Genomic DNA, 21,734 nt, shown 5'->3' with positions numbered 1-21,734 from the left:
GAAGGGGGTTTATAACCAGTTTAGATTGCAACAGATAAACAACGGATAACACAGCTTTAAGCAGTGCTGTCCGTAGCAATACTAACGCACGCCATAATTGCTTTTTTTGCAAACCGTCTAATAAAAACCTTTCCCGATTGAACCGCATTCACAATGGTGAATCATCATGCAATGGCTTTGTAAATTTATCTTTATTTTCCTCTACTTTTCGCTATTACCCATACAAATTGCTATCCCATTAGGGCTGATTACCTTTTTTTGGCAATCAAGCACTAAATCAGGCGTTAATGAAAAACCGAAAACTGCGCCTGAACGACGAGAACTATTTGACTTATTAACGTTCTACTTTGAATTACGTAGCAATCATAAGCAATGGCGAGTAACGCCTGCTGAGTATCAAGACTTATTAACGAAGATTGAAGCACGTTGTAAAAGTCTTGTCCATTATCATTATATTGATGAAATAGAAAAAAATCGTCGTCTAACAGATGCTTGGCAATTATTAAGACCACAACAAACACCTTGTTGGGAGCAGCAAGCAACGCTTGAGACAGAGTCGCCCCAGACAAATACTCAGCATATTGATGATTTAATTAAGGAACTTGACAATACGCTTGCGCCTGTTACCTTACCGCCCGCCGTTACTTTGCCTGCATCGGTTGTTATTCCTAAACCCCGTGTTAATCCTGTTGTGATTAAACAAACCGTAGCAACTGTAAAACCGCGCATTGTAAAACCATTACCCTCTCCAAAAACAACTCCGACAACACCATCATTAATCAATCGGTTGCAGGTCTTTACACGTCAAATTTTATTGCCTTTCATTTGGCAAAATATCGGCTGGTTCGTTGGTGGTTTTTGTTTTGTGTCAGGTTCTGGTTTATTGGTTGCTTATACCGATGGATTTGCAAACGGGTTAGCCGTGTTGTTTTGTTTGGCATTATATACGCTCTTGATTTTATGGGGAGCTTATCAGATTCGTCGCCAGCGTCCTGAATTATTAATTTCCCATCAAGTTTTAAATTTTTTAGGGATTTTCTTAATTCCGCTAAATTTTGCCGCCGCTGTGCGTTTATTTATGACTAGTGATGGAAACTTTGCATTATTAGCCGTTGCAACACTCTGTGCTGTGGGTTTGTGGGGGGGATTTTTGTTTGCCCTAAAAATTGCAAGCGGTAGTTTAGAACGGCAGTCTTTAAAAGAATATCCACGTTTATTCTTATTTTTAGCGGGCTTACAATTTGCATTACCGTTAGTTAGTAGTATGAATTCTTGGTATTTCTTGGCAGTTTTACATATTTTGTTATTAGCGGGCTTAAGTTACGCTTTTTTACGCTTTACGCAGGGTTGGTTAAAAGCCTTATTTTTAGATGCCGATTTATTAACGTATTTTACTGTTGGCAGTTTGTTGTATGCGGCGTTGATTTCATTCGTTCATTTGACCGTTAGCAGTGGTTTAACCTTACCTGTGGGTTATGCAGGTGGTTTGTTGATGTTGGTTTGTGTGTTGTTATTTTATGTGGACAGTTGTGCGAATCGTGATGAATTTAAACAAACTATTATTAATTATTTTACGTTTTTGATTTATGCCCTGTCAGTCACTGCCATTGTGTTAAGTTACTCCAGCGCGTGGTTTATCCCGACTTTATCTTTAGCCATTGGGCTGTATGCGGCAATGGTTTGGCGGTATTTGACGTTATCGCCACTGTATTTACTGCTTGCTGCAAGCGTTGTTTGGTATTGGCAGGTGGTGTTAGTGCATTTCACCCCTGATGAACATTTTTTAGCCAGCGTACCGTTATTTGTCGCTTTGTGGCAGTTGTACCGTTTAGCCTGTCGCCGTGAGTCACCACGATTTATTGTTATCACGTATCGTACCTTATTAGTTTTATTATTCAGTGTATTGGCTTGGAGTTTGTACTACGCTCACCCTAGCGTTATCGGGTTAATCACCAGTTTGTCCGCATCGTTGTTAATTTTCTTGTTATCTAAAGGCAGAAACACTTCGCCTTATATGAAAACATTAGGGTTTATTGGTGCAGTGACTTTGAATGGCATTTATTTTCCATTATTACCCACCTTAACCGTATCTGTACAATTTACCTTACTTTTCTTGTTATTAAGCCTGATATGGACGGTTATTAGTCTTTCTAAGTGGCTTAAACCCGCTTATGCCCCCGTGTGGTTTATGCAGGCAGGCATACTTAGTGGTTTAATCAGTATTTTTATCAGCCTTAATACACACGATATTTTATTATCGTTAGCGGTTACTAGTGGATTTGCCAGTTTATTATTGAGTATTGGCTGGATTGTGCGGGTTAGGGCATTTTTTTACAGCGGGTTATTGTTTATCACGGGCGTTGTTGTGGTTAGTAAGTTGTTGTTCTTCCCACAGACGAATTTACTCGCTTTGTTGCTAGTAACATTGGTTTTGTGGTGGGTAACTTGGGGATTACAACGCTTGCAACAACGCTTGTTAGTGCATGATATTCATTTAGAGCCATTGTTATTCTTAGGGATGCCTTTAGCTCGCACAGCAGACCGTTTTACGTTATTAATTCCGCCTTGCCAAATCAGTACGATAATTTTATGGGGCGTTGGTATTTTTGGATTATTGCATTATTTGCTGTTGCCCCTTTCCATTTTATCTACAGGGAGTTTGTTACTGGTTTTAGAAGCGGTTATTACCTTATTAATGGCGGGGCAAACGCGCCAATTATGGCTTTTACCTGCGGTTTTGTTCTGGTTGGGATTAGTGCTTGTGCCGATTTTTAGTGATGTGCAACCGCTGGTTTTTTGTTTCTTCTTGGCTTGCTATGCCTTGGGCGCGTGGTTAACGGCACTCATTGGCTTACAATTTTTTCATCCACGCCTCACGCAGTTACTCTGTTGGCAAGGTGGGTACGGACAACGTGGTGGATACACACGAGCCATGCAATGGGTGTTTTATAGCACGCTGTTCTTATTGATTGGCGTGCAAGGGGCTTCTTTAAGTTACGCGCTCCTTTTTCCACACCTTGGGGATGGGGTACTAACCGCTATTTTTATACTGAGTACGCTTTATTTTGTGATTTTAGGTAGATATTATCGTTATATTGCATTGAGTTATGCTGCATTATTGACGATTACCATTAGTTTATTAAGTTTTATCGGCTTACCCACGCTATTTGCCTTAGACCTTGCGCAAGTTCTCACCATTCTGTTAGGCATTGCCGTCGCTTTAGTCGGCGTGACGTATCCATTACGCTTATCCCCTGTTTTTAGTGATTTGTATTATAAGCCTTTATATTATACAGCAACCTTATTATATGCTTATGTCTTGTTGCACGCGCTGAGTTTGTTAGTGTGGCAATTTCCAATGACTTCAATCTGGTTGGCGTATGTTTTTGGCGGTTTGGTTGTCGCGCAACTACCTATTTTTCAATGGTTAGCAAAAGATGCGCTACATTGGCGCGGTATTTTCTTACCGTTGCAATTATTGGCGATTGTGTTAGTTTTATTTCCACAAGGTAATGAATTTGCTTGGTTAATACTGCCTTTTGTTTTGTTGGGCTTGGCTTATTACGGTTTGCCTTGGTTTAACCGATTGTTTGCTTTATGGGCGATTGACCCAACCATCACATTTATGCTTAGTTTCTTTGTTCTCTTTGCATTACCTGTGGTGAATTTTTTACAAACAGGACAGATTGCATGGCAAATTATGTTGACTGTCGCCGCCTATTTTTGGTTACTGCAACAACAAAGTCATGCAGAGAATAATCGTTCTTTATTTACGCATCTTTTATTTCTTGCGTTGTTTGGTACGTTTTATAGTTTGAGTGTTACCTTGTTTGTCCTGACCGCGCCGAGTATTTTTGCCTTATGGGCATTGTTATTATTCGGATTATTACAGTTAGGCTATCGGATAAAAGAATGTGAAGTATGGTTATTTCTGACTTTAATCATGGCAATCATTAGTCTATTTTTATTGGCGGTCAGTTTGCCACAGCAATTAATTACATTTAGCATTATCAGTGGGATAGCCTTAACTATTGGTGGGCAGCAGCGTGATACAACGTGGTTTAATGTAGGGATTTTGGGGGGATTGGTCGCCTTACATCTGCTTTGGTTTTTCCTTCCTGCAACAACGTTGTGGGCAGTGTTGCCTTATTACGCGCTACAAAATGCCGTGCTGTTGTGTGTGCTACTTACACTATTTCCTATGCTAAAAGCGACGGAAGATAATTGGTTTAATCAGTTAAAACTGGAATGGTTAATTCCTTTTATAACCGCTAGCACGCTGGTTTTATGGGCTGTTGGGTTGGTTGCGAATTTACTGGTAAATCAGCCTCTTTTTGGAGTCGTTGACAGTGGAATATTATTTTTAACGGGGGGGATTTTTATCGCGCTTTGGCAAGCGTATAGGGTAGAACCAACAGAGAAGTTTATTGGCATTGTATTTTTAATAACAATTTTAGCCATTTATAGCCGTATGTCGCTTTTTGGATTTAGCTCATTAACGTTGTGGGACAGCGTTGCGTTGATGCTTGCCGCTTATGGTAGTTTATTTAGTCGTTATTTCATTCAGTTAAAAGTCTTGGATAGACTTAATCTGTTGTTGCCCTGTATTGCGCTTGTTCCCTTATTGACTGTGAGCGATTCAACCGCTATCACGTTATTATTATTTACGGGAGCAGTCTATTATTTTTTCTTGCAAAATCAGATGAAAACGGTTTTACCGCTTTATTTAGCGATGATTTTATTAAATATCGCACTTTATCTTTGGATACCTGCATTAGCACAGCAACAGCATTTAGTTCAACTATACGTACTCCCAGCGGCAATTACTGTGTTGATAATGACGTATATTCACACGCAAGAGTTAAGAACGACTATTAATCATAATTTGAGATTGCTTGCTTTAACTGTCCTTTATACCAGCGCAACAACGGATGTGTTTTTACGTCCTGAATTGAGTTTTTTTATATTGGCGTTAGGCTTAAGTATGGGCGGAATTATTTTAGGTATCGCTTTACGTACCCGTGCTTTTTTGTATGCAGGTATCGTATTTTTGATGATTAATGTGTTAGGACAACTCGTGCAGTTTTACCCAGAAGACCGTTTAAGCAAAGCCATTATTCTGATTTTATTAGGAGGTGGTATTACGGTGAGTATGATTTTCTTTAATCTGAAACGAGAAATGTTGTTGCAGAAAATTCGCATTATGCGTGCTGATTTGGCGGAGTGGCGGTAAACAGAAAGTATTTTTCTCGTCTTTAAGTGTTGAGAATCTTGATTTAGATAGTTTTTTAAAATAGATAGCACTGCTGAAAGCGGTGGTTTTTAGGGCGTGCTATAGAAATATTCCCCCGAATCCTTCCATAAATGGGGCGATTCGGGGGAATCTGCTTTGTCCTGTCTTGTTTATCACTACTGGGGCTTAAACTAAACCATGAACCGCATCAGTAAAGACTTGTCCACGGTGTTCGTAATTTTTAAACATATCTAAACTCGCACAGGCGGGCGATAACAATACAATATCCCCAGCGTCTGCTAGCTCGGCGCACTGTTTTACGGCGGCTTCTAAACTGTGTGCATGTGATAAGGGAATAATGCCTTGCAAGGCTATTTCAATTAATGGTGCATCACGTCCAATTAAAACGCAGGCTTTTAAGTGTTCATGGGCAACGGCTGCTAAGGGGCTAAAATCTGCACCCTTGCCATCGCCACCTGCAATCAAAATGATTTTTTTCGGGTTTTCTAACCCTTGAATAGCCGCAATAGACGCGCCTATATTTGTTCCCTTAGAGTCGTTAAACCATTCCACTTGATTGATTGTAGTGACTAATTCGCAACGATGATGTAAGCCTTTAAAGGTTTTTAGGATGAGTATCATTGAGTCGAGCGGTAATCCTAGGACTTCGCCTAACGCTAGTGCGGCTAGTGCATTTGCACGCATAAAGGCACTTTTTAAGGCTAGCTCTGCTGTGGCTATTAACGGGATAATTTGCCCTTGTTTAACACGGACTAAATGCGCTTGTCCTTGATAGGTGGCGACGCGAAAATCACCTTTATCTGCTTGTAAGCTAAAGGTAATAATTGGTTTATCTGTAGGAGCCATTGCCATCACAATGGGGTCATCTGCGTTTAAAACGCAAGTTTCTGCATATTGATAAATACGTTGTTTCGCAACAGCATAAGCCTGCATGTCTGCATAACGGTCTAAATGGTCTGCACACACATTGAGTACAACCGCGACTTTTGGACGTAATGAATGTGTTGTTTCTAATTGAAAACTGGATAATTCTAAAACATATAAATCGGCGGCGGTACTGAGTAAATCGAGGGCAGGTTGTCCCAAATTACCACCCACTTGCACAGCGCGTCCTGCTTGTTTTGCCATTTCGCCCAGCATGGTTGTGACGGTGCTTTTTCCATTAGAACCTGTAATCCCAACAACGGGGGCGGTTACATGGCGGGCAAATAATTCAATGTCGCCAATAATGGGAACTCCCGCTTGACGCGCTAGTTGTAATGCTTCGTTTTCTAGTGAAATACCGGGGCTTATGATAATTTCTTGTGCGTTAGCGAGAATATCAGGGTCAAAATGCCCTGTTAAATAGGTTAGTTGCGGATAGGTTTGTTGTAAGGTATTAAAATAAGGCGGTTCGGCGCGATTATCCATAATATACAGTTGGATGCCTTGTTTCACCAGAAAATGAACACAAGATACGCCCGTTTTACCCATGCCCATGATGGCGGTATAAGAATTAGTTTGTGTAGGGATACTTGAAGTCGGGTTTGACATATTTATATTGAGGTGAGTGGCTAGTGTAACGTTATTATTTTGAAACAACATAAGTTTTTGTACAGCAATAATCTTTATTCACAAAATAGGTAGTTCATACAGAACTGCCTTTACAAAAGGATTTATCAGACCACTTATTAAGATAGTCTGGATAGCACTGCTTCAAGCGGTACTATCCATGATGGATTTTAAACGTTCAGACGGTGCTATTGGTTATTCATCGCCATAAACATCAAACTGAAAATATTTATCTTGTATTGTCTTATAAGTGCCATCCGCCCGAATTTTTGCAATGGCTTGATTTAATTTCTCGCGTAATTCGTTGTCACCTTTTCGCACGGCAATGCCAACGCCTTCACCAAACCATTTTGGGTCGGTAATGGGTTCACCTGTAAATTCATACGCTTTACCATCAGGTTTGTTTAAAAATCCGTCCGCTAATGGGATAGAATCCGCAAGTAATAAGTCTATACGTCCCGCTTGCAAGTCTAAATAGGCATCGTCTAGCGTGACATAACGCTTGATGTCTATTGTCGTGTCGTAATTATCTGTTAGGTATTTGTCATGCGTGGTTGCTCTTTGTACACCAACCACTTTACCTTTTATCCCTTCAGCCGTTGCTTCAATGCCTGAGTCTTTTTTCCGCACGAAACGGGCGGGCGTGTTGTAATATTTTTTAGTAAAATCAACGGATTTTTTCCGTTCTTCGGTAATAGAAACTGATGCAATAATTGCATCAAATTTTTTCGCTAATAACGCAGGAATCAAACCGTCAAAATCATTTTGGACTAGCACACATTCAACATTAATGGCATGACATAAGGCTTTTGCAATATCAATGTCAAAACCTTGCAATTCCCCTTGAGTGTCTATCAGGCTAAACGGTGGATACGCGCCTTCTACGCCAAAACGTAGTTTTTCTGCATAACTCGCTTGTGTTCCCAATAAACATAAAATTAAACAAACTGCACTGAACACTTTTTTCATGCGTAATTCTCCTTAAAAGACTTATTAATAAAGTGAATCCATCTGCCGCTTTTCCATATCATGGTCAGGCATACGGGGCCAAGCAACTAATAATGCTTTAACTAAGGTAGCCAACGGAATGGCAAAAAATACGCCCCAAAATCCCCATAAGCCACCAAATACCAACACCGAAACAATAATTGCCACAGGGTGTAAATTAACCGCTTCAGAAAATAACAACGGAACAATAATATTACCGTCAATAAATTGTATTACGGTATAGGCAGACATCGCCCAAATAAAATCGCTGTTAAATCCCCATTGTATATAAGCAACCATTACCACAGGGATTGTCACAACAACAGCACCAATGTATGGCACAATGACCGATAGACCGACCAGTACCGCTAATAAAGAGGCGTAATTCATTCCTAAAATGGCTAATGGAATATAGGTTGCGATGCCGACAATAAAGATTTCATAGACTTTACCGCGCACATAATTACCAATTTGTGCATCCATTTCTACCCATAACTGGCTAGCGGCATGGCGATTTTGTGGTAAAAAACTTAATGCCCAACGAATAATAACTTCTTTATCTTTCAATAAGAAAAAGACTAAAAAAGGCACAAGGACAGAATAAACCATTAGCATGATAACCACGCCTAACGATGCAATGGAATAAGAGAGCGCGATTTGTCCTATGCTGCGTAAACCCACACGGATGGAATTTAATAAGCTGTCCACCTGTTCGTTAGAGATAAAACCGGGGTAGCGTTGTGGTAATGCCATTAATAATTCTTGCCATTTTGTGAGTTTATTAGGTAACTCTTGAAAAAGCTGGCTTAACTGATTAGATAACAAGGGCAATAAAATGACTAAGACAAAAATCAAAAATGCCAAAAAACATGAATAAACAATGATAACCGCAGGTAAGCGGGCAACTCGCCACTGCTGTAAATTTTTTACCAATCCTTCTAATAAATAAGCAATCACGATACTCGCTAGTAATGGTGCGAGAATTTCCCCCATGGTCATCAAAACCGTCAGACTACCAACCAGCAAAATCGCTAAAAAGACGGCTTGGGGGTCAGAAAAATAGCGGTGAAACCAACGACTAAGCACTTGAACCATCGGGTTATCCTATCTGCTTATTATAATGTTCGACAAATGATTGATAGTGTTGCATAAATAAGGTCTCCAGCAGTGGGATAATCTCTTCTGCCGTGCGACCATAAACAACGTGTTGTGTCATTAATTCTGCGGTTTGCCCTAACATTTTGGTTTTATCTAACATCGCGTAACTACGTGAAAGCCGTTTAATAGCGGCAACCACCGATTCTCCTTGAGGAGGCTCAAGTAATTCAGGCAGTGGCAGGGTTAAAGGATGTTCTGCACGAACACGCGCATGAAGAAACTCAGCAAAAGCAAGGACGTTTTTCTGTTCTGCTTCAGGAAGCGTTATCAGAATATCGCTAAGGCGTTGGGCGACAGATTGTGACATAGTAACATAACCACTTTGATAAACTGATATAAACCAATTTGCAACGAGTCTTTGACCTCATTTTAACATAACTTATCTAATCGCTTGTGTGATGACTGACAACCCCATTTTGCATAAATCAATTAAAAAAGATATGCACCCGCCCTGATGATAAGAATCCGCTATTATTCTAAATGGGACTTGTTGTATGGAAAATAGCTACGAATTTATTCGCACGTACTGCGCAACAGCTCAAAATACGCGAATAAATTCATACTTACCGTCCTAAAAATACAGAGCAACCCCTATTTTATGCCCACTTTTTTCCACCACACACCACATCAATTTATGAGTTTCGACTACTTAAAAGAATGGCTTGAAACACGTCACATTACCGAAGTAGAGTGTTTAGTGCCTGATATTTCTGGTGTCGCTCGCGGCAAAATTATTCCTGCTAGCAAATTTTGCAAAGAAGAAGGAATGCGCTTGCCAGAAATCATCTTTATTCAAACGATTACAGGTGATTATCCCGAAGATGAAAGTGCTATAGACCCTGCCGAGATTGACATGATTTTACAACCCGACCCAAGCACCATTCGTTTAGTGCCATGGGCGACAGAACCAACAGCCCAAGTCATTCATGACTGTTTTTATAGAGATGGTAGCGAGGTTGATTTAGCCCCGAGAACTGTATTAAAACGGGTATTAAAACGCTATGACGAACAAGGCTGGAAACCGATAATTGCACCCGAATTAGAATTTTTTTTGGTGAAGAAAAATATCGACCCCGATTATTCCCTAGAACCACCGATAGGACGCTCAGGCAGACCAGAACGGGCTAGACAAGCCTATGGTATTGATGCAGTCAATGAGTTTGACCCTTTATTCGAGGAGATTTACGATTTTTGTGAAGCACAAGAGTTAAACATCGACACGCTTATTCATGAAGCGGGTGCTGCACAAATGGAAATCAATTTTCTTCACGGCGACCCTTTAGAGTTAGCCGACCAAGTTTTTCTCTTTAAACGCACTGTGCGCGAAGCTGCTATGCGCCATGATATTTATGCCACATTTATGGCAAAACCCATGGAAAAAGAGGCAGGTAGTGCAATGCACATTCACCAAAGCCTTGTCGATAAGGAAACAGGGGTTAATTTATTCAGTAATGATAAACCCGAAATGACGGATTTATTTTTGTCGCATATCGCGGGTTTACAAACCTATTTGCCATCAGCTATGTCGTTTCTCGCGCCTAATGTCAATTCTTACCGACGGATTGCACGCTATAACTCTGCACCCATTAATGTTCAGTGGGGTTATGACAATCGTACGGTTGGTTTACGTGTTCCTTATTCTGACCCTAAATCTCGACGCATAGAAAATCGGGTTGCAGGTGCAGATACAAATCCTTACATTGTTTTTGCCGCATCGTTAGCGTGTGGTTATTTGGGGATGATGCAAGGACTCAAACCACGTCCTGCGATTGAAGGCAGTGCTTATGATATGCCTTATGAGTTACCTAGAAATTTAGAAGAATCGCTACGTTTTCTGAGTGAACCCGAATCCATTCCTTTGCGCGAGATATTAGGCGAACGGTTTGTAAAAGCCTATCGAGCTATTAAGCTCAAGGAGTATGAAACATTTCTTGCAGTCATTAGTTCATGGGAAAGGGATTTTTTGTTATTAAATGTTTAAATCTGCTGAATATTTCCGTTTGAAAGGATGGTATTTGTATAGCAAACGGACTTTTATTTTTAAAATCAGGTTGTAAAAAAGGAGCTATCTTATACAAGGTAGCTCCTTTGGGTTTAACTGGACTGAACTAACAGATTATTGTTTGGGAATATAGGTTAAATTATAGCTAGTTGGCGCACTGATTGTGCCAACAGCTTTCATATAATTCACAAATGATTCTGCATAATCAAAGTAGGTATCGGTACGACGGTCAGCCGCTACCTTTTTCAAGGTGGTATAACCATCTCCGCCTGTTGCCATAAATGAATTTACGCCAACCCGATATAAACTTTCTGGGTTTATTACGCTATATGTCCCATCCGTTTTACTCATCACTTCTAAACTGGTGACGCGCTCGCCGTTGGCTTTGTTCATGTCAACCGTGTAATGAATCCCATAAGCGTATGGAAATGAACCGCTTGAGCCTGCATTGTCAAAATAATTGCTCAAGCCGTCTTCTATCGCTTGTTTTACTTCCGCGCCTGTCATGTCTAAGACATAAATCGTATTGCCAAACGGTAAGAGCGTGTAAGCTGTTGCAACTGTAATGTCACCTTGTGGCAGGTCAACACGGACACCCCCTGCATTTTGGAGTATCAAATCAGGGTTATAGTTGCGGGTTTTCAGTTGTTGATAAAAACCTTCAGCAACCACAGGTGCAATCATGCTACCGTGTGACAGTTCTACGCCTGAAGTGTGTTTCCCCGGTATGCGAATGTGTAATAAACTATCCGTTGCCTTACCAATAACAGATTGTTTTAGAACATTAACTTGTTCGCTAAATAGGGATAAAACACCTGCCATATCGCTATTTTCTGGCACAATTTCAGCGGTGTACTGGGTATTAATCAGTTGACTTAATTGTGTTTTCATTGCGTCAGAAACCGCAACAAAAGTGCCTGCGGCATCCGCTTGTAAGAAATTATCTCCTAACAATAGGGTTGGATTACCATCGCAATACAGCACATTGCCCGCATCATCAAAATCAACCGTCATAAAACCCACAACATAAGCATATTGCCATGCTTGCCCAATACACACTTTTTCGCCTGCGGGTGTGCGTGCAATGGTGGGATACGCACCTTCGGAACTTAAGCCTATATTGCTAAAGTTACCAAGTAATGTATGGGAATCACCCCCCAAAATAACATCTATACCTGATACTTGTTTAGCCAGTTCAATATCTTGTGTGTAGCCATAATGGGTCATGAAGATAATTTTATTAATCCCCATGCCTTCTAGTTCAGCAACCACTTGTTTTGCAGCTTCTACTTCGTTACTGAAAGTAATATCTGCACCGGGTGAAGAACTGACGAGGGTTTTTAATGTGGTAATCCCTACTAAGGCAACTTTTTGTCCATTGATTTCTTTAATTAAATAAGGTTTAACCAAGTCTTTTAAGTCAGCACTTTGGGAGACATCGATATTGGCGGATAAGGCAGGAATATTGTCGAGTTGCTTGAGGAATTGGGCAAGATTAGCATTGCCATCATCAAATTCGTGATTTCCCAGTGTTAATGCGTCAAATTTGATGGTATTTAAAGCGGCTGCATCTGCTGCACCTTTGAATAAGGAGTAGTACAAAGTACCTACTACCGCATCGCCTATGTGCAACACTAGTGGATTTTCTGCTGTTTTCCGCAGGGCATTAATTTTAGTCGCTACCCGTGCGAAACCGCCCATGTTGACCCGTGTTGTTTTGCCATTCAGATTTAAATCGATGGTTTCTTCGGTTAAGTGGGAATGGGAATCGTTGATGTGAATCAAACTAGTCCGTAGTGCAACGACAGGTGTGTCGTTAATGGTTGTAGTAATGGGTGTGCCACTTAAAACTAATGTTCCATCTTGTAAACGGTAGCCGAATGATAGTTCTAAATAGCCTGAAACCAGCCAATTCGCATCGTAAAGTAAAACATCTTGTTGCGCACTCAGGGTGAGATTAGTTTGATACGCGCTTAATGTGCTGAGTTTGCCATCCCATGTCACAATTTGGTTTTGGGCATTTAGCATAAAATAGTTAGCGGGCACAGTGGGCGAATTAGCCGCTAAAATGGGTTTATAAGCTGCGTACACCACAATATCTGCAACTTTACCCACATCGGCGGGGTCGACATAAATCCGTCCACGCACGGTTGCTTTATCCGCTAATTTTTGTCCAACAGCCTTGTCAAACGCGGTTTGTTTAACGGAAATACCACCCGCAAAACTTGTCTGTTTATCAACATGTTGCCCTTGCGCATCTGTCGCAACACCCGTGTTTAAATTGGGTAATGTAACGGCTGTTGCACTGTCGCCCAATTGGTATAAAGTTGTTGAACCACTGATTTCATTACCAATAATTAATAGGGCTTGTCCTGTGGGACTTTGTGAGGCATGAACAAATGAAAAACCTTCAGGGCCTAAATCGCCTGTATCTGCACCTGCTTCAGGGGTAACTGCAAAGTGGCGGTTATTGACATAATCAACAAATTGGGGCGCGTGTGGATTGCTGAGGTTATACACAGCTACTCCACCTAAGCGTTCAAAGCCTATGAATGCGTAAGGTTGTCCGTTTACTTCTCCAACGGCAATGGCTTCAGGTTCTACACCTTTGTCGTCACTACGGTCATCAAATTTGTTGTTGTCATGGCTGGTATTAAAAAAGTCTGGCAGTAATTCGGCGGTAAAGCGTTCAAACTGGTCGCCACTGTCGTACACTAAATTGCCGCGATTGTCCCATACAGAAAATGAACGCGCACCAAAAGCATAGAGTTCATCATAATCGCCATCGCCGTCTATATCACCTTGTGTATTGGTGATTTTTAAGCGTCCCAGTTGTTCATCGGTTTTTAAATCACTGGCATTAGGAAAGACAATGGGGTCTAACACCACTTTACTGCTGCCGATACGAACCTCTTCGCTAAAACCTGCGTAATCACGCGAATCGCCTTCGTTTGCAGTGACAATATAGGTATTACCATTGATAACAATATTCGCTAAAGAGTCAGGCATATAGCTGCCTAACACTGGCCAATTACGGATATTAATCATCCCGTCTTTATCACTGGCATCTAATCCGTAATTTGTGCCAAAACTGATAAGACCCATTTGAATTTGTGCTGTTTCTGGGTTTGCAGCAAAATCGTTATCACTTAATACGGCTAATTTTCCATCGGGTAAAACAGTTAAGCCTTCGGATTTATCACTGGGTAAATAGCCTATAGAGGGTAAATTGAGTATTTTGCGTTTGTGTACTGCTTGAATACCCACGCTAGATAATTGGTCGGGCGTATGTTGTTCTAAAGTTAAATCAGGTAATAAATTGATATTACTGGTTAATAAATTTGTTGCCCCTTTTAAATCAATTTTATACACAGGTTTAATACTGTTGGCCGTTAAATCAGAATCGCGTTCTACCACATAAAATTGACCATTGCCTGCATAGGTTGCATCACCAATTTTGTCAACTACGCTTCCACGTACCACAGGTTTTTCTAATAAATACACATACTCTGCAACGGTTTCACCCGTATCAGGATTAATGCCTAACATGCGAATAACGGTAGAAGCATTCGACGCAGCCATGTTTGGATTGGCTAAAGGTGTTTGAATAAAGGCGTAAAGAATATTTTGTTCAGTATCTAACGCAACCGCTTCAAACCCGCGATTATTTACCCGTTTACGATAAACTGCAGGTAACGTTTCTGCACCATAACGCGCTTGTCCTTCAGGGTCTGTGCCTTGTGGTACAAAACGATTCGCTAATTTGCCATCTGCTAAAAAGTGATAAATGGCAGGACGTTGTTCGTCAACCATCCAGAATGAGTTATCTACGGGATTAATCACGATACCTTCCAAATCAGCACCAAAGATATCGTAGTCTAGTTTATTATACTGTTTGCCCTCAATGGTAAACTGTCCATTACTGGGTACTTGCTCGGCGGGGGATTCATCTGCGCCTGCAATATTGGGTAATCCTGTAATGGGGGTCGTGCCGTCTTGGCGAGTTAGGGGGATTTGTTGGGTGATTTGTACGACACCCGTTTGTGGATTAACTTCAAAACGCACGACGCGGATTTGATACTGCGGAATGGTAAAAATCCGCTCTTGTACACCATCACCATCTACATCAACTAAACCTGCATCAGGTCCTCTATCGGGAATGGTGACAAACTTATAATTGCCCGTCGCACTATCTACACCTTCAAAATGTAGGCCCGAAAAACCGCCTAATTTTACCGTTTCGCCCATTGCACTGGTATTTAAATCAGGCATTTCGGGAAAGTTGAACGTTTGTAAACTGGGCGCACCTTGATTATGGTCTTTATAACCTAATGGCACGACATCCAACACTTTTGCATTGGCGATGTCTATAATTGCTAGCGCGTTAGCTTCTTGTAAACTGACATACGCGGTTTTGCTATCGGCTGTTACGGTAATATATTCAGGTTCAAGGTCTTGAGCGACATTTGCACCTTTTCCAAAAATCCGCACGCCTTTGTTTAATAATCGCTGTTTTTGCGTATTAAAAGCAGAGAAATCCGCAATTTTGGCAACGGCATTTTCCACGCCATGACTAATATCGATGATACTAACAGAGCCTTCAGGGTCAACGGTATAATCGGCGTTTGGTTCGCCTTCATTGGCAACTAATACCGTTTTACCATCGGGGCTGAAAGTTACCATATCAGGCAACGCGCCAACGGTGACGGTTTTTAGCAGTTTTAAGGTAGTGCTGTCATAAAAAGCCACGAGACCATTCGCTTGTTTATCCACGTTTTCAATGGCAACTGCAACAATCCCATTTTTCACTGCCACGCTATTTGCGCCCGCGCCTAACGCTTTCGCATCAATCGTGCTAATTTTTTGTGGGGTTGCTATGGTGTTTAAACTCAATACGTCTATTTGAGCCAGACCAGAATTCACCACAAACACTTGTTTATTCACTGAATCAAACGCGACAATCTCCGCGCCGCCCTGCGCAAATAAATTGCTTTGATAACGTCCTACTTCTGTTATCGTCATCTCGGCAAGGCTTACAGGGGCAAACGCAAGCAAACCGCTTGTGATTAACCATTGCCAAGCCTGTTTTCTCATAATGCCTTGAGTCATAAATAAATCCTACTTGATAATTGGAAAAGTGTTAAATAAACAAACTTCACTTTTTACCAATTAAACATGACAAGGCAATGACGGCGGATGGTATCTGTTTTCAAAGATTGTCTGAATCAGGATTTTCAGAATTAACGGAATTTCCAGAATTAAAAGGCAAGGAATGTTGTTTTTAAAATTCTGATGGCTGGTAATTCAGTGAATTCTGGTTTAGACAGGCTTTTTAGAATTGAAGATTGTCTGAATCAGGATTCAGACAATCTTTAAAAATAGATAACACCGTTTAAAGCGGTGTTATCCGTCTGCTCAAACAACCTCTTTTTGTTTTACCTTTTCTAATAAAGCCAATGGCAATTTGAATGTGGTATTTTCTGGCTGACCATCCATAATGCTAATCGTTTGTACACCAAACGTTTTTAGTCGGTCTAATACGCCTTGTATTAATATTTCAGGGGCAGATGCACCTGCTGTAACACCAATTTGTTGGTCGCCTGTAAACCATTCGGGGTTTAAATCGTGCGCGTCTTGAATAAGATAAGATGTTACACCTGCTTGTTCACCCGCTTCACGTAACCGATTAGAATTTGAGCTGTTTTGTGCGCCAACCACCAGTAATAAATTCACTTTTGTTGCTAATTCACGGACGGCATTTTGGCGGTTTTGGGTGGCATAGCATATATCGCTTAGTTGCGGCCCTTGAATTGTGGGAAAACGTTGGCTTAAGACGGCAATTACATCTTTGGTATCATCTACACTAAGCGTTGTTTGTGTAACGTAGGCCAGTTTTTCAGGGTCACGCACTTGTAGGGCTTGTGCTTCAGCAACGGTAGAAAGGATGTGTACAATGCCATCAATGCGTCCACGTGTACCTTCTACTTCAGGGTGTCCTGCATGTCCAATAATCACTATTTCAGCACCTTGTTGCACATAACGTTGGGCTTGTTGGTGTACTTTAGTAACCAGTGGACAGGTTGCATCAATCACTTCTAACTGGCGCAGTTCAGCATTTTTAACCACAGCTTGTGCTACGCCATGCGCGCTGAAAATACACACAGCCCCTAATGGTACTTCGTCTAAGGTTTCAACAAATACCGCGCCGCGTTGTCGTAAGTCATCTACGACATAGCGGTTGTGGACAATTTCGTGTAGTACATAAACGGGGGATGGATAAACCATCAGTGCCTGTTCTACGATTTCAATCGCGCGGACAACGCCTGCACAAAAGCCTCGTGGTTGGGCAAGAATGACATTCATGTTATTTCTCAGCTTTTGCATGGTCAGTTAAAATACCATTTTTGTATTCTACGGCTTCTTCAACACCATCTGTAATGAGTTTGCCTTTGCCGTGTCGTTTTCCATCTACAAAACCCCCTTCATAACGGTCACCTGTTGATGAGGTGTAAATGCCTTGTCCTGTGCGCTTTCCTTTGGAAAATTCGCCTTCATAGCGGTCGCCATCTGCCCAAGTTAAAATGCCTTTGCCATGACGTGTGCCGTTAATAAAGTCGCCTTCGTAGCGGTCGCCGTTTGTCCACAGGTAAGTGCCTTTACCTTCGCGACGGTTAGCTGCAAAATCGCCTTCGTAGCGGTCGCCATTTTTCCAGAGGTAAATGCCTTCTCCTTCACGAATACCATTGGTGAAGTCGCCTTGATAGCTATCTCCGTTTTTCCATGTATAAATGCCTCTGCCTGTGCGTTGACCGTCAACTATTTCACCTTCGTAGCTGTCGCCATTGGGCCAGGTGAATTTGACGATGTTGTCGTTGGTGGTTTTCGCTTCGGTAATTGGTTTATTGGCAACTGGTGGCGTGACTTTAGCAACGACAGGGGGGGGCGTTGATTTGTTGGGTTCTATCGGTTTTGTGGAGGCACTGGGGTCTTTGGTCTCTTTGGTTTCGGGGGTTTCTTTGGCGGCTGTTGTAACAGGTGGGGTTGTTGCGGCGGGTTTTTCTGCAACGGGTGCGGGTTTTACAGGGGGAACGGCTGATTTGGTGAGTTTACCTTGTCCACGTTTGCCTTCGCTAAATTCGCCTTTAAACTGGTCGCCATTTGCCCATGTGTAAGTGCCTTCTCCATCGCGTTTATCTTCAGCATAGTCGCCTTCATATTTGTCGCCATTTGCCCATGTATAAACCCCTGAGCCATCACGCTTGCCTTCGTAGAAGTCGCCTTTAAATTTGTCGCCATTTGCCCAGATATAAACGCCTGAGCCAGAGCGTTCTTTACCTTCATATTCACCATCAAAATAGTCACCATTTGCCCAAGTCACGGCTTTTTTGACAATTTCTGGGTCTGCCTCGTCGTCATTTTTATCTGCATACAGGGGCATTGATAGTGGTAAGAGTAATATCGCCCATAAAGCCCAATATCCTTTTTTACTCATGCAGATACTCCTCATTATTCTGTGATGTGTGTGTTGCCATTAAGGCGTTAAAAAAAACGTTGTCTCATTAAGTCTAAGAGTTGAAACGGGGGATGTCATCATTTTATATGTGTTGCAGTAGTTCCCGTAAATCTTTATGGTCAATAATAATATTAGCTTGTTGTTTTAAAATTGGTTTAGCGCAGAAGGCTACTTTTTTGTCGGCATAGGGAAACATGGAGGCATCATTCGCACCATCTCCGACAACGATGGTGTTGGCTTTTTCTGCCCCTAGGAGTTTTTGTAATCGTGCAAGCATGTCACCTTTTGAGGTGCTTTGCATCATTTCGCCACCAACCTTGCCTGTTAAAACATTTTCTTTATGATGTAGGAAGTTGGCAAATTCGCCATCAACGCCTAGTTGTTTTCCTAAGTATGCCGTTGCTTCGTGAAATCCGCCAGAGAGAATCACAACTTTATAGCCTTGTTGTTGTAAGCCTTGTACGGTTTCTAGTGCGCCATTCATTAGGGGAAGGTGTTGGCAAACATCGATAACTTTTGTGTAGGATGTCCCTGCAAGCATGGCAACACGTTGGGTAAGGGCTTCAAAAAAATCTAGTTTTCCTTGCATGGCTTGTTCGGTAATGTGTGCAACTGCATTTTTTTTGCCACAGGCTGCCGCAATTTCATCAATGGTTTCCCCGTCCATAAGGGTTGAATCAAAATCAAAAACACAGAGTTTCATGGTTTTTCCTAAAGGCATTATGGTGTTGTTTCTGGGGTGTGCATAACAATATTATGCCATGTTTCAGTTGCTTTACGGGGTAGGTTACGAGTCGTCATCTGTTTCTTGTAGCGCGGGTTGGTTGCCTTGCATAAGCGGGCGCATCGCGTGGAGTAGGTTTCTAAAAATTTGTTTATAGGCAAGTTCTTCGGTTGCTAGGAGTTGTTTGATGTGATGCCGTTGGGTCGGTTTGCTAAAGCAGGCAGGGCAGTTATCAAAAATAACAGGAAGTTGTGTGGCTTTGGCAAAGTCTGCGGTTTGGCGTTCACGTGCATAGATTAGCGGACGGATGACGCGAATATCGCCTGCATCATTGGTGTAATGTGCTTTCATGGTTTGTAGCCGTCCACCGTGAAAGGCGGACATTAAAAAACTTTCGGCTAAGTCGTCCAGATGTTGTGCAAGGGCAAGTACGTTGTAGCCTTCTTTGCGAGCGGTGCTGTACATTATTCCGCGTTTCATGCGGGAGCAGTAGGCGCAAAAGGAGTCGCCGCGAATATGGCGTAAGGCTTCTTCCATAATCGGTTGTTGTTGGTAAAAATAAGGGATATTTAAGTCGGCTAAATAGGTTTTTAAGGGGGATGGGTCAAAACCAGAAATCAGCGGGTCAACTGTGATAACGCCTAGGTTGAAATGAATTGGCGCGTGACGTTTGAGGTGCGCCAGAATGTGGAGGAGAGAAAGGGAGTCTTTCCCGCCCGATAAGCCTAACAAAACCCTATCATTGGCTTTAATCATGGCATAATCGCCAATCGCACGCCCAACACAGCGTAGTAATGATTTAGGGGGTTTTATCAATTGATTCATGTTTTTTGTCACTAGAATTATAGTAATAATGGCGTAGTCTTAAACAGGTTTGGGTAAGTACGCAAGGTATTTGCATTGAAATTTAGTCCGTTTTAAATAAGGGGTTTGAAACGGGGTTAATCTTTAGGGCGAAAAATATGCATTTGGTGATTTTTTTGTACAGAATGTTCGTGCTGAAATCATTGTATTATGTAAGACTACTCGTTATCTAACTATGTAGATGTTGTTTTATTCAGGAGCATAAAAAGTGGGACAATTCTTTATTTTTGCCGCGCTATTTACAGGACTCGCGTTTACGCTGATTTTGATGAGTATTAAATCAGTGCCACAAGGGAGTAATTGGACGGTTGAACGGTTTGGTAAATACATCCGCACGCTTTCCCCTGGATTAAATTTTATCATTCCCATCATTGAGAATGTATCGAAAAAATTGAGCATGATGGAACAAGTCATGGACGTGCCTTCTCAAGAAATTATCACGAAAGATAATGCGATGGTACGGGTGGATGGCGTTGCCTTCTTTCAAATTATGAATGCTTCAGAAGCGGCTTATCAAGTGCAAAATTTGATGGACGCAATTTTGAATCTCACCATGACAAACATTCGTACTGTCATGGGGTCTATGGATTTAGATGAGTTGTTGTCGAAACGGGATGAAATCAATCATCAGTTGTTACGTGTTGTGGATGAGGCGACAACGCCTTGGGGAATAAAAATTCTCCGTATTGAAATTAAAGATATTGCGCCGCCAAAGGATTTGATTGATTCTATGGCGCGACAGATGAAAGCTGAGCGTGACAAACGGGCTTCTATTTTGGAAGCGGAAGGGGAACGTCAAGCGGATATTTTAAAAGCGGAAGGGGAAAAACAATCTATTATTCTCGCTGCTGAGGGACGTAAAGAAGCCGCTTTTCGTGATGCAGAGGCGCGGGAACGGGAAGCGGAAGCGGAAGCAAAAGCAACTATGATGCTTTCACAGGCAATATCAAAGGGTAATGTACAGGCAATTAATTATTTTATTGCGCAGGATTATGTAAAAGCGTTGGGACAAATTGCTAGCGCGGACAATCAAAAAGTGATCATGATGCCGTTAGAGGCCGCTAGCGTGATTGGTTCTATTGCAGGGATTGGTGAGCTTGCCAAAGAGGCGATTAGCAAGCGTAATCCCAGTCCGACTATACCACCAGCAGGGACAAGTAGTTAAAATATCATGAGTAGTTTATATGTTAATTTTTGGTATTGGTGGATTCTCGCTATTCTTTTAAGCATCATAGAGTTGGTCGTGCCTACAACGCTATTTATTTGGTCGGCAGCCGCAGCAGTTGTAACGGGTTTTGTGGTATTAGTCTTTCCTCAAATGGGGATTGAAATACAGCTTATCCTTTTTTCTCTGTTGTCTATTTTTATTGTTTGGCTGGGGCGTTCTTTGCAGGCTAAGTATCCGACTAAAACCGACCAGCCCTTGCTTAATCAACGGGGTAGTGAGTATATAGGGCGTATTTTTTCTGTCACAGAAGCTATTAATGATGGGGTTGGTAAGGTACGAATTGGCGATGGTTATTGGCGGGTAGAAGGCTCGGATTGTCCTGTTGGTACAAAAGTAAAGGTGATAAGTGTTGATGGTGTGCGTCTGAAAGTAGAACCGCTTGTTGAAGAAAATTAGCTGCTGAATTCAAAATACAATGATTCTACTTTGGTTAAGGTAGAATCATATCAACTA

Annotated in this window: 13 protein-coding genes; 4 read left to right on the top strand and 9 right to left on the bottom strand. The window is 41.7% G+C overall.

Annotated features, from left to right (window positions below; genetic code table 11):
• Positions 1-166: 166 nt before the first annotated feature.
• Entirely contained in the window at positions 167-5,233 is a 5,067-nt protein-coding gene (locus AL038_RS04060; protein ID WP_062149391.1) for a hypothetical protein, read from the top strand.
• Between the two features lie 186 nt (positions 5,234-5,419).
• Here the strand turns inward: AL038_RS04060 and murD are convergent, their stop codons facing one another.
• The 4 genes from murD to AL038_RS04040 form a co-directional block, all read right to left on the bottom strand.
• Positions 5,420-6,787: a UDP-N-acetylmuramoyl-L-alanine--D-glutamate ligase gene (gene murD, locus AL038_RS04055; RefSeq protein WP_062155338.1), complete on the bottom strand. Its 1,368-nt coding sequence runs from the start codon at positions 6,785-6,787 to the stop codon at positions 5,420-5,422.
• 213 nt (positions 6,788-7,000) lie between these two features.
• The gene (locus AL038_RS04050; protein ID WP_062149388.1) at positions 7,001-7,774 is read right to left on the bottom strand and encodes an ABC transporter substrate-binding protein; all 774 of its coding nucleotides are present in this window, start codon (positions 7,772-7,774) and stop codon (positions 7,001-7,003) included.
• A gap of 24 nt (positions 7,775-7,798) precedes the next feature.
• The gene (locus tag AL038_RS04045; RefSeq protein ID WP_062149386.1) at positions 7,799-8,887 is read right to left on the bottom strand and encodes an AI-2E family transporter; all 1,089 of its coding nucleotides are present in this window, start codon (positions 8,885-8,887) and stop codon (positions 7,799-7,801) included.
• 4 nt (positions 8,888-8,891) lie between these two features.
• Positions 8,892-9,257 carry a hypothetical protein gene (locus AL038_RS04040; protein ID WP_062149384.1) on the bottom strand — a complete coding sequence of 122 codons (366 nt, stop codon included), beginning with the start codon at positions 9,255-9,257 and terminating at the stop codon, positions 8,892-8,894.
• 291 nt (positions 9,258-9,548) lie between these two features.
• Between AL038_RS04040 and AL038_RS04035 the strand changes: the two genes are divergently transcribed.
• Positions 9,549-10,931 (top strand): glutamine synthetase family protein, encoded by a 1,383-nt coding sequence (locus tag AL038_RS04035; RefSeq protein ID WP_101539099.1) that lies wholly within the window; start codon positions 9,549-9,551, stop codon positions 10,929-10,931.
• A 135-nt stretch (positions 10,932-11,066) separates the two neighbouring features.
• Here AL038_RS04035 and nadN read toward each other — a convergent pair whose 3' ends face one another.
• From nadN to AL038_RS04010, 5 genes are all read right to left on the bottom strand, one after another.
• Positions 11,067-16,061: an NAD nucleotidase gene (gene nadN, locus AL038_RS04030; RefSeq protein ID WP_062149378.1), complete on the bottom strand. Its 4,995-nt coding sequence runs from the start codon at positions 16,059-16,061 to the stop codon at positions 11,067-11,069.
• Positions 16,062-16,367: 306 nt separating this feature from the next.
• Positions 16,368-17,315, bottom strand: a complete 948-nt coding sequence (ispH, locus tag AL038_RS04025) for a 4-hydroxy-3-methylbut-2-enyl diphosphate reductase (protein WP_062149375.1) — start codon at positions 17,313-17,315, stop codon at positions 16,368-16,370.
• Between the two features lies 1 nt (position 17,316).
• Positions 17,317-18,444, bottom strand: coding sequence for an MORN repeat-containing protein (locus tag AL038_RS04020; RefSeq protein WP_062149372.1), 1,128 nt, complete (start codon positions 18,442-18,444; stop codon positions 17,317-17,319).
• Between the two features lie 103 nt (positions 18,445-18,547).
• Positions 18,548-19,168 (bottom strand): phosphoserine phosphatase SerB, encoded by a 621-nt coding sequence (serB, locus tag AL038_RS04015; protein ID WP_062149369.1) that lies wholly within the window; start codon positions 19,166-19,168, stop codon positions 18,548-18,550.
• Between the two features lie 84 nt (positions 19,169-19,252).
• Complete coding sequence (locus AL038_RS04010) at positions 19,253-20,014, bottom strand: PP-loop family protein (RefSeq protein ID WP_062149366.1); 762 nt, start codon at positions 20,012-20,014, stop codon at positions 19,253-19,255.
• Positions 20,015-20,321: 307 nt separating this feature from the next.
• Here AL038_RS04010 and AL038_RS04005 point away from each other — a divergent pair, with 307 nt between their 5' ends.
• Both AL038_RS04005 and AL038_RS04000 read left to right on the top strand, forming a co-directional pair.
• A complete protein-coding gene (locus AL038_RS04005) occupies positions 20,322-21,218 on the top strand; it encodes an SPFH domain-containing protein (RefSeq protein ID WP_062155336.1) in 897 nt (298 codons plus the stop codon).
• Positions 21,219-21,224: 6 nt separating this feature from the next.
• Complete coding sequence (locus tag AL038_RS04000) at positions 21,225-21,677, top strand: NfeD family protein (RefSeq protein ID WP_066246090.1); 453 nt, start codon at positions 21,225-21,227, stop codon at positions 21,675-21,677.
• Positions 21,678-21,734 lie beyond the last annotated feature (57 nt).

The sequence above is a fragment of the Beggiatoa leptomitoformis genome, from assembly GCF_001305575.3.
In the GTDB taxonomy this organism is placed as follows: domain Bacteria; phylum Pseudomonadota; class Gammaproteobacteria; order Beggiatoales; family Beggiatoaceae; genus Beggiatoa; species Beggiatoa leptomitoformis.
The sequence above is the reverse complement of the archived record's forward strand: the minus strand, read 5'-3'. Positions and strand labels throughout refer to the sequence as shown.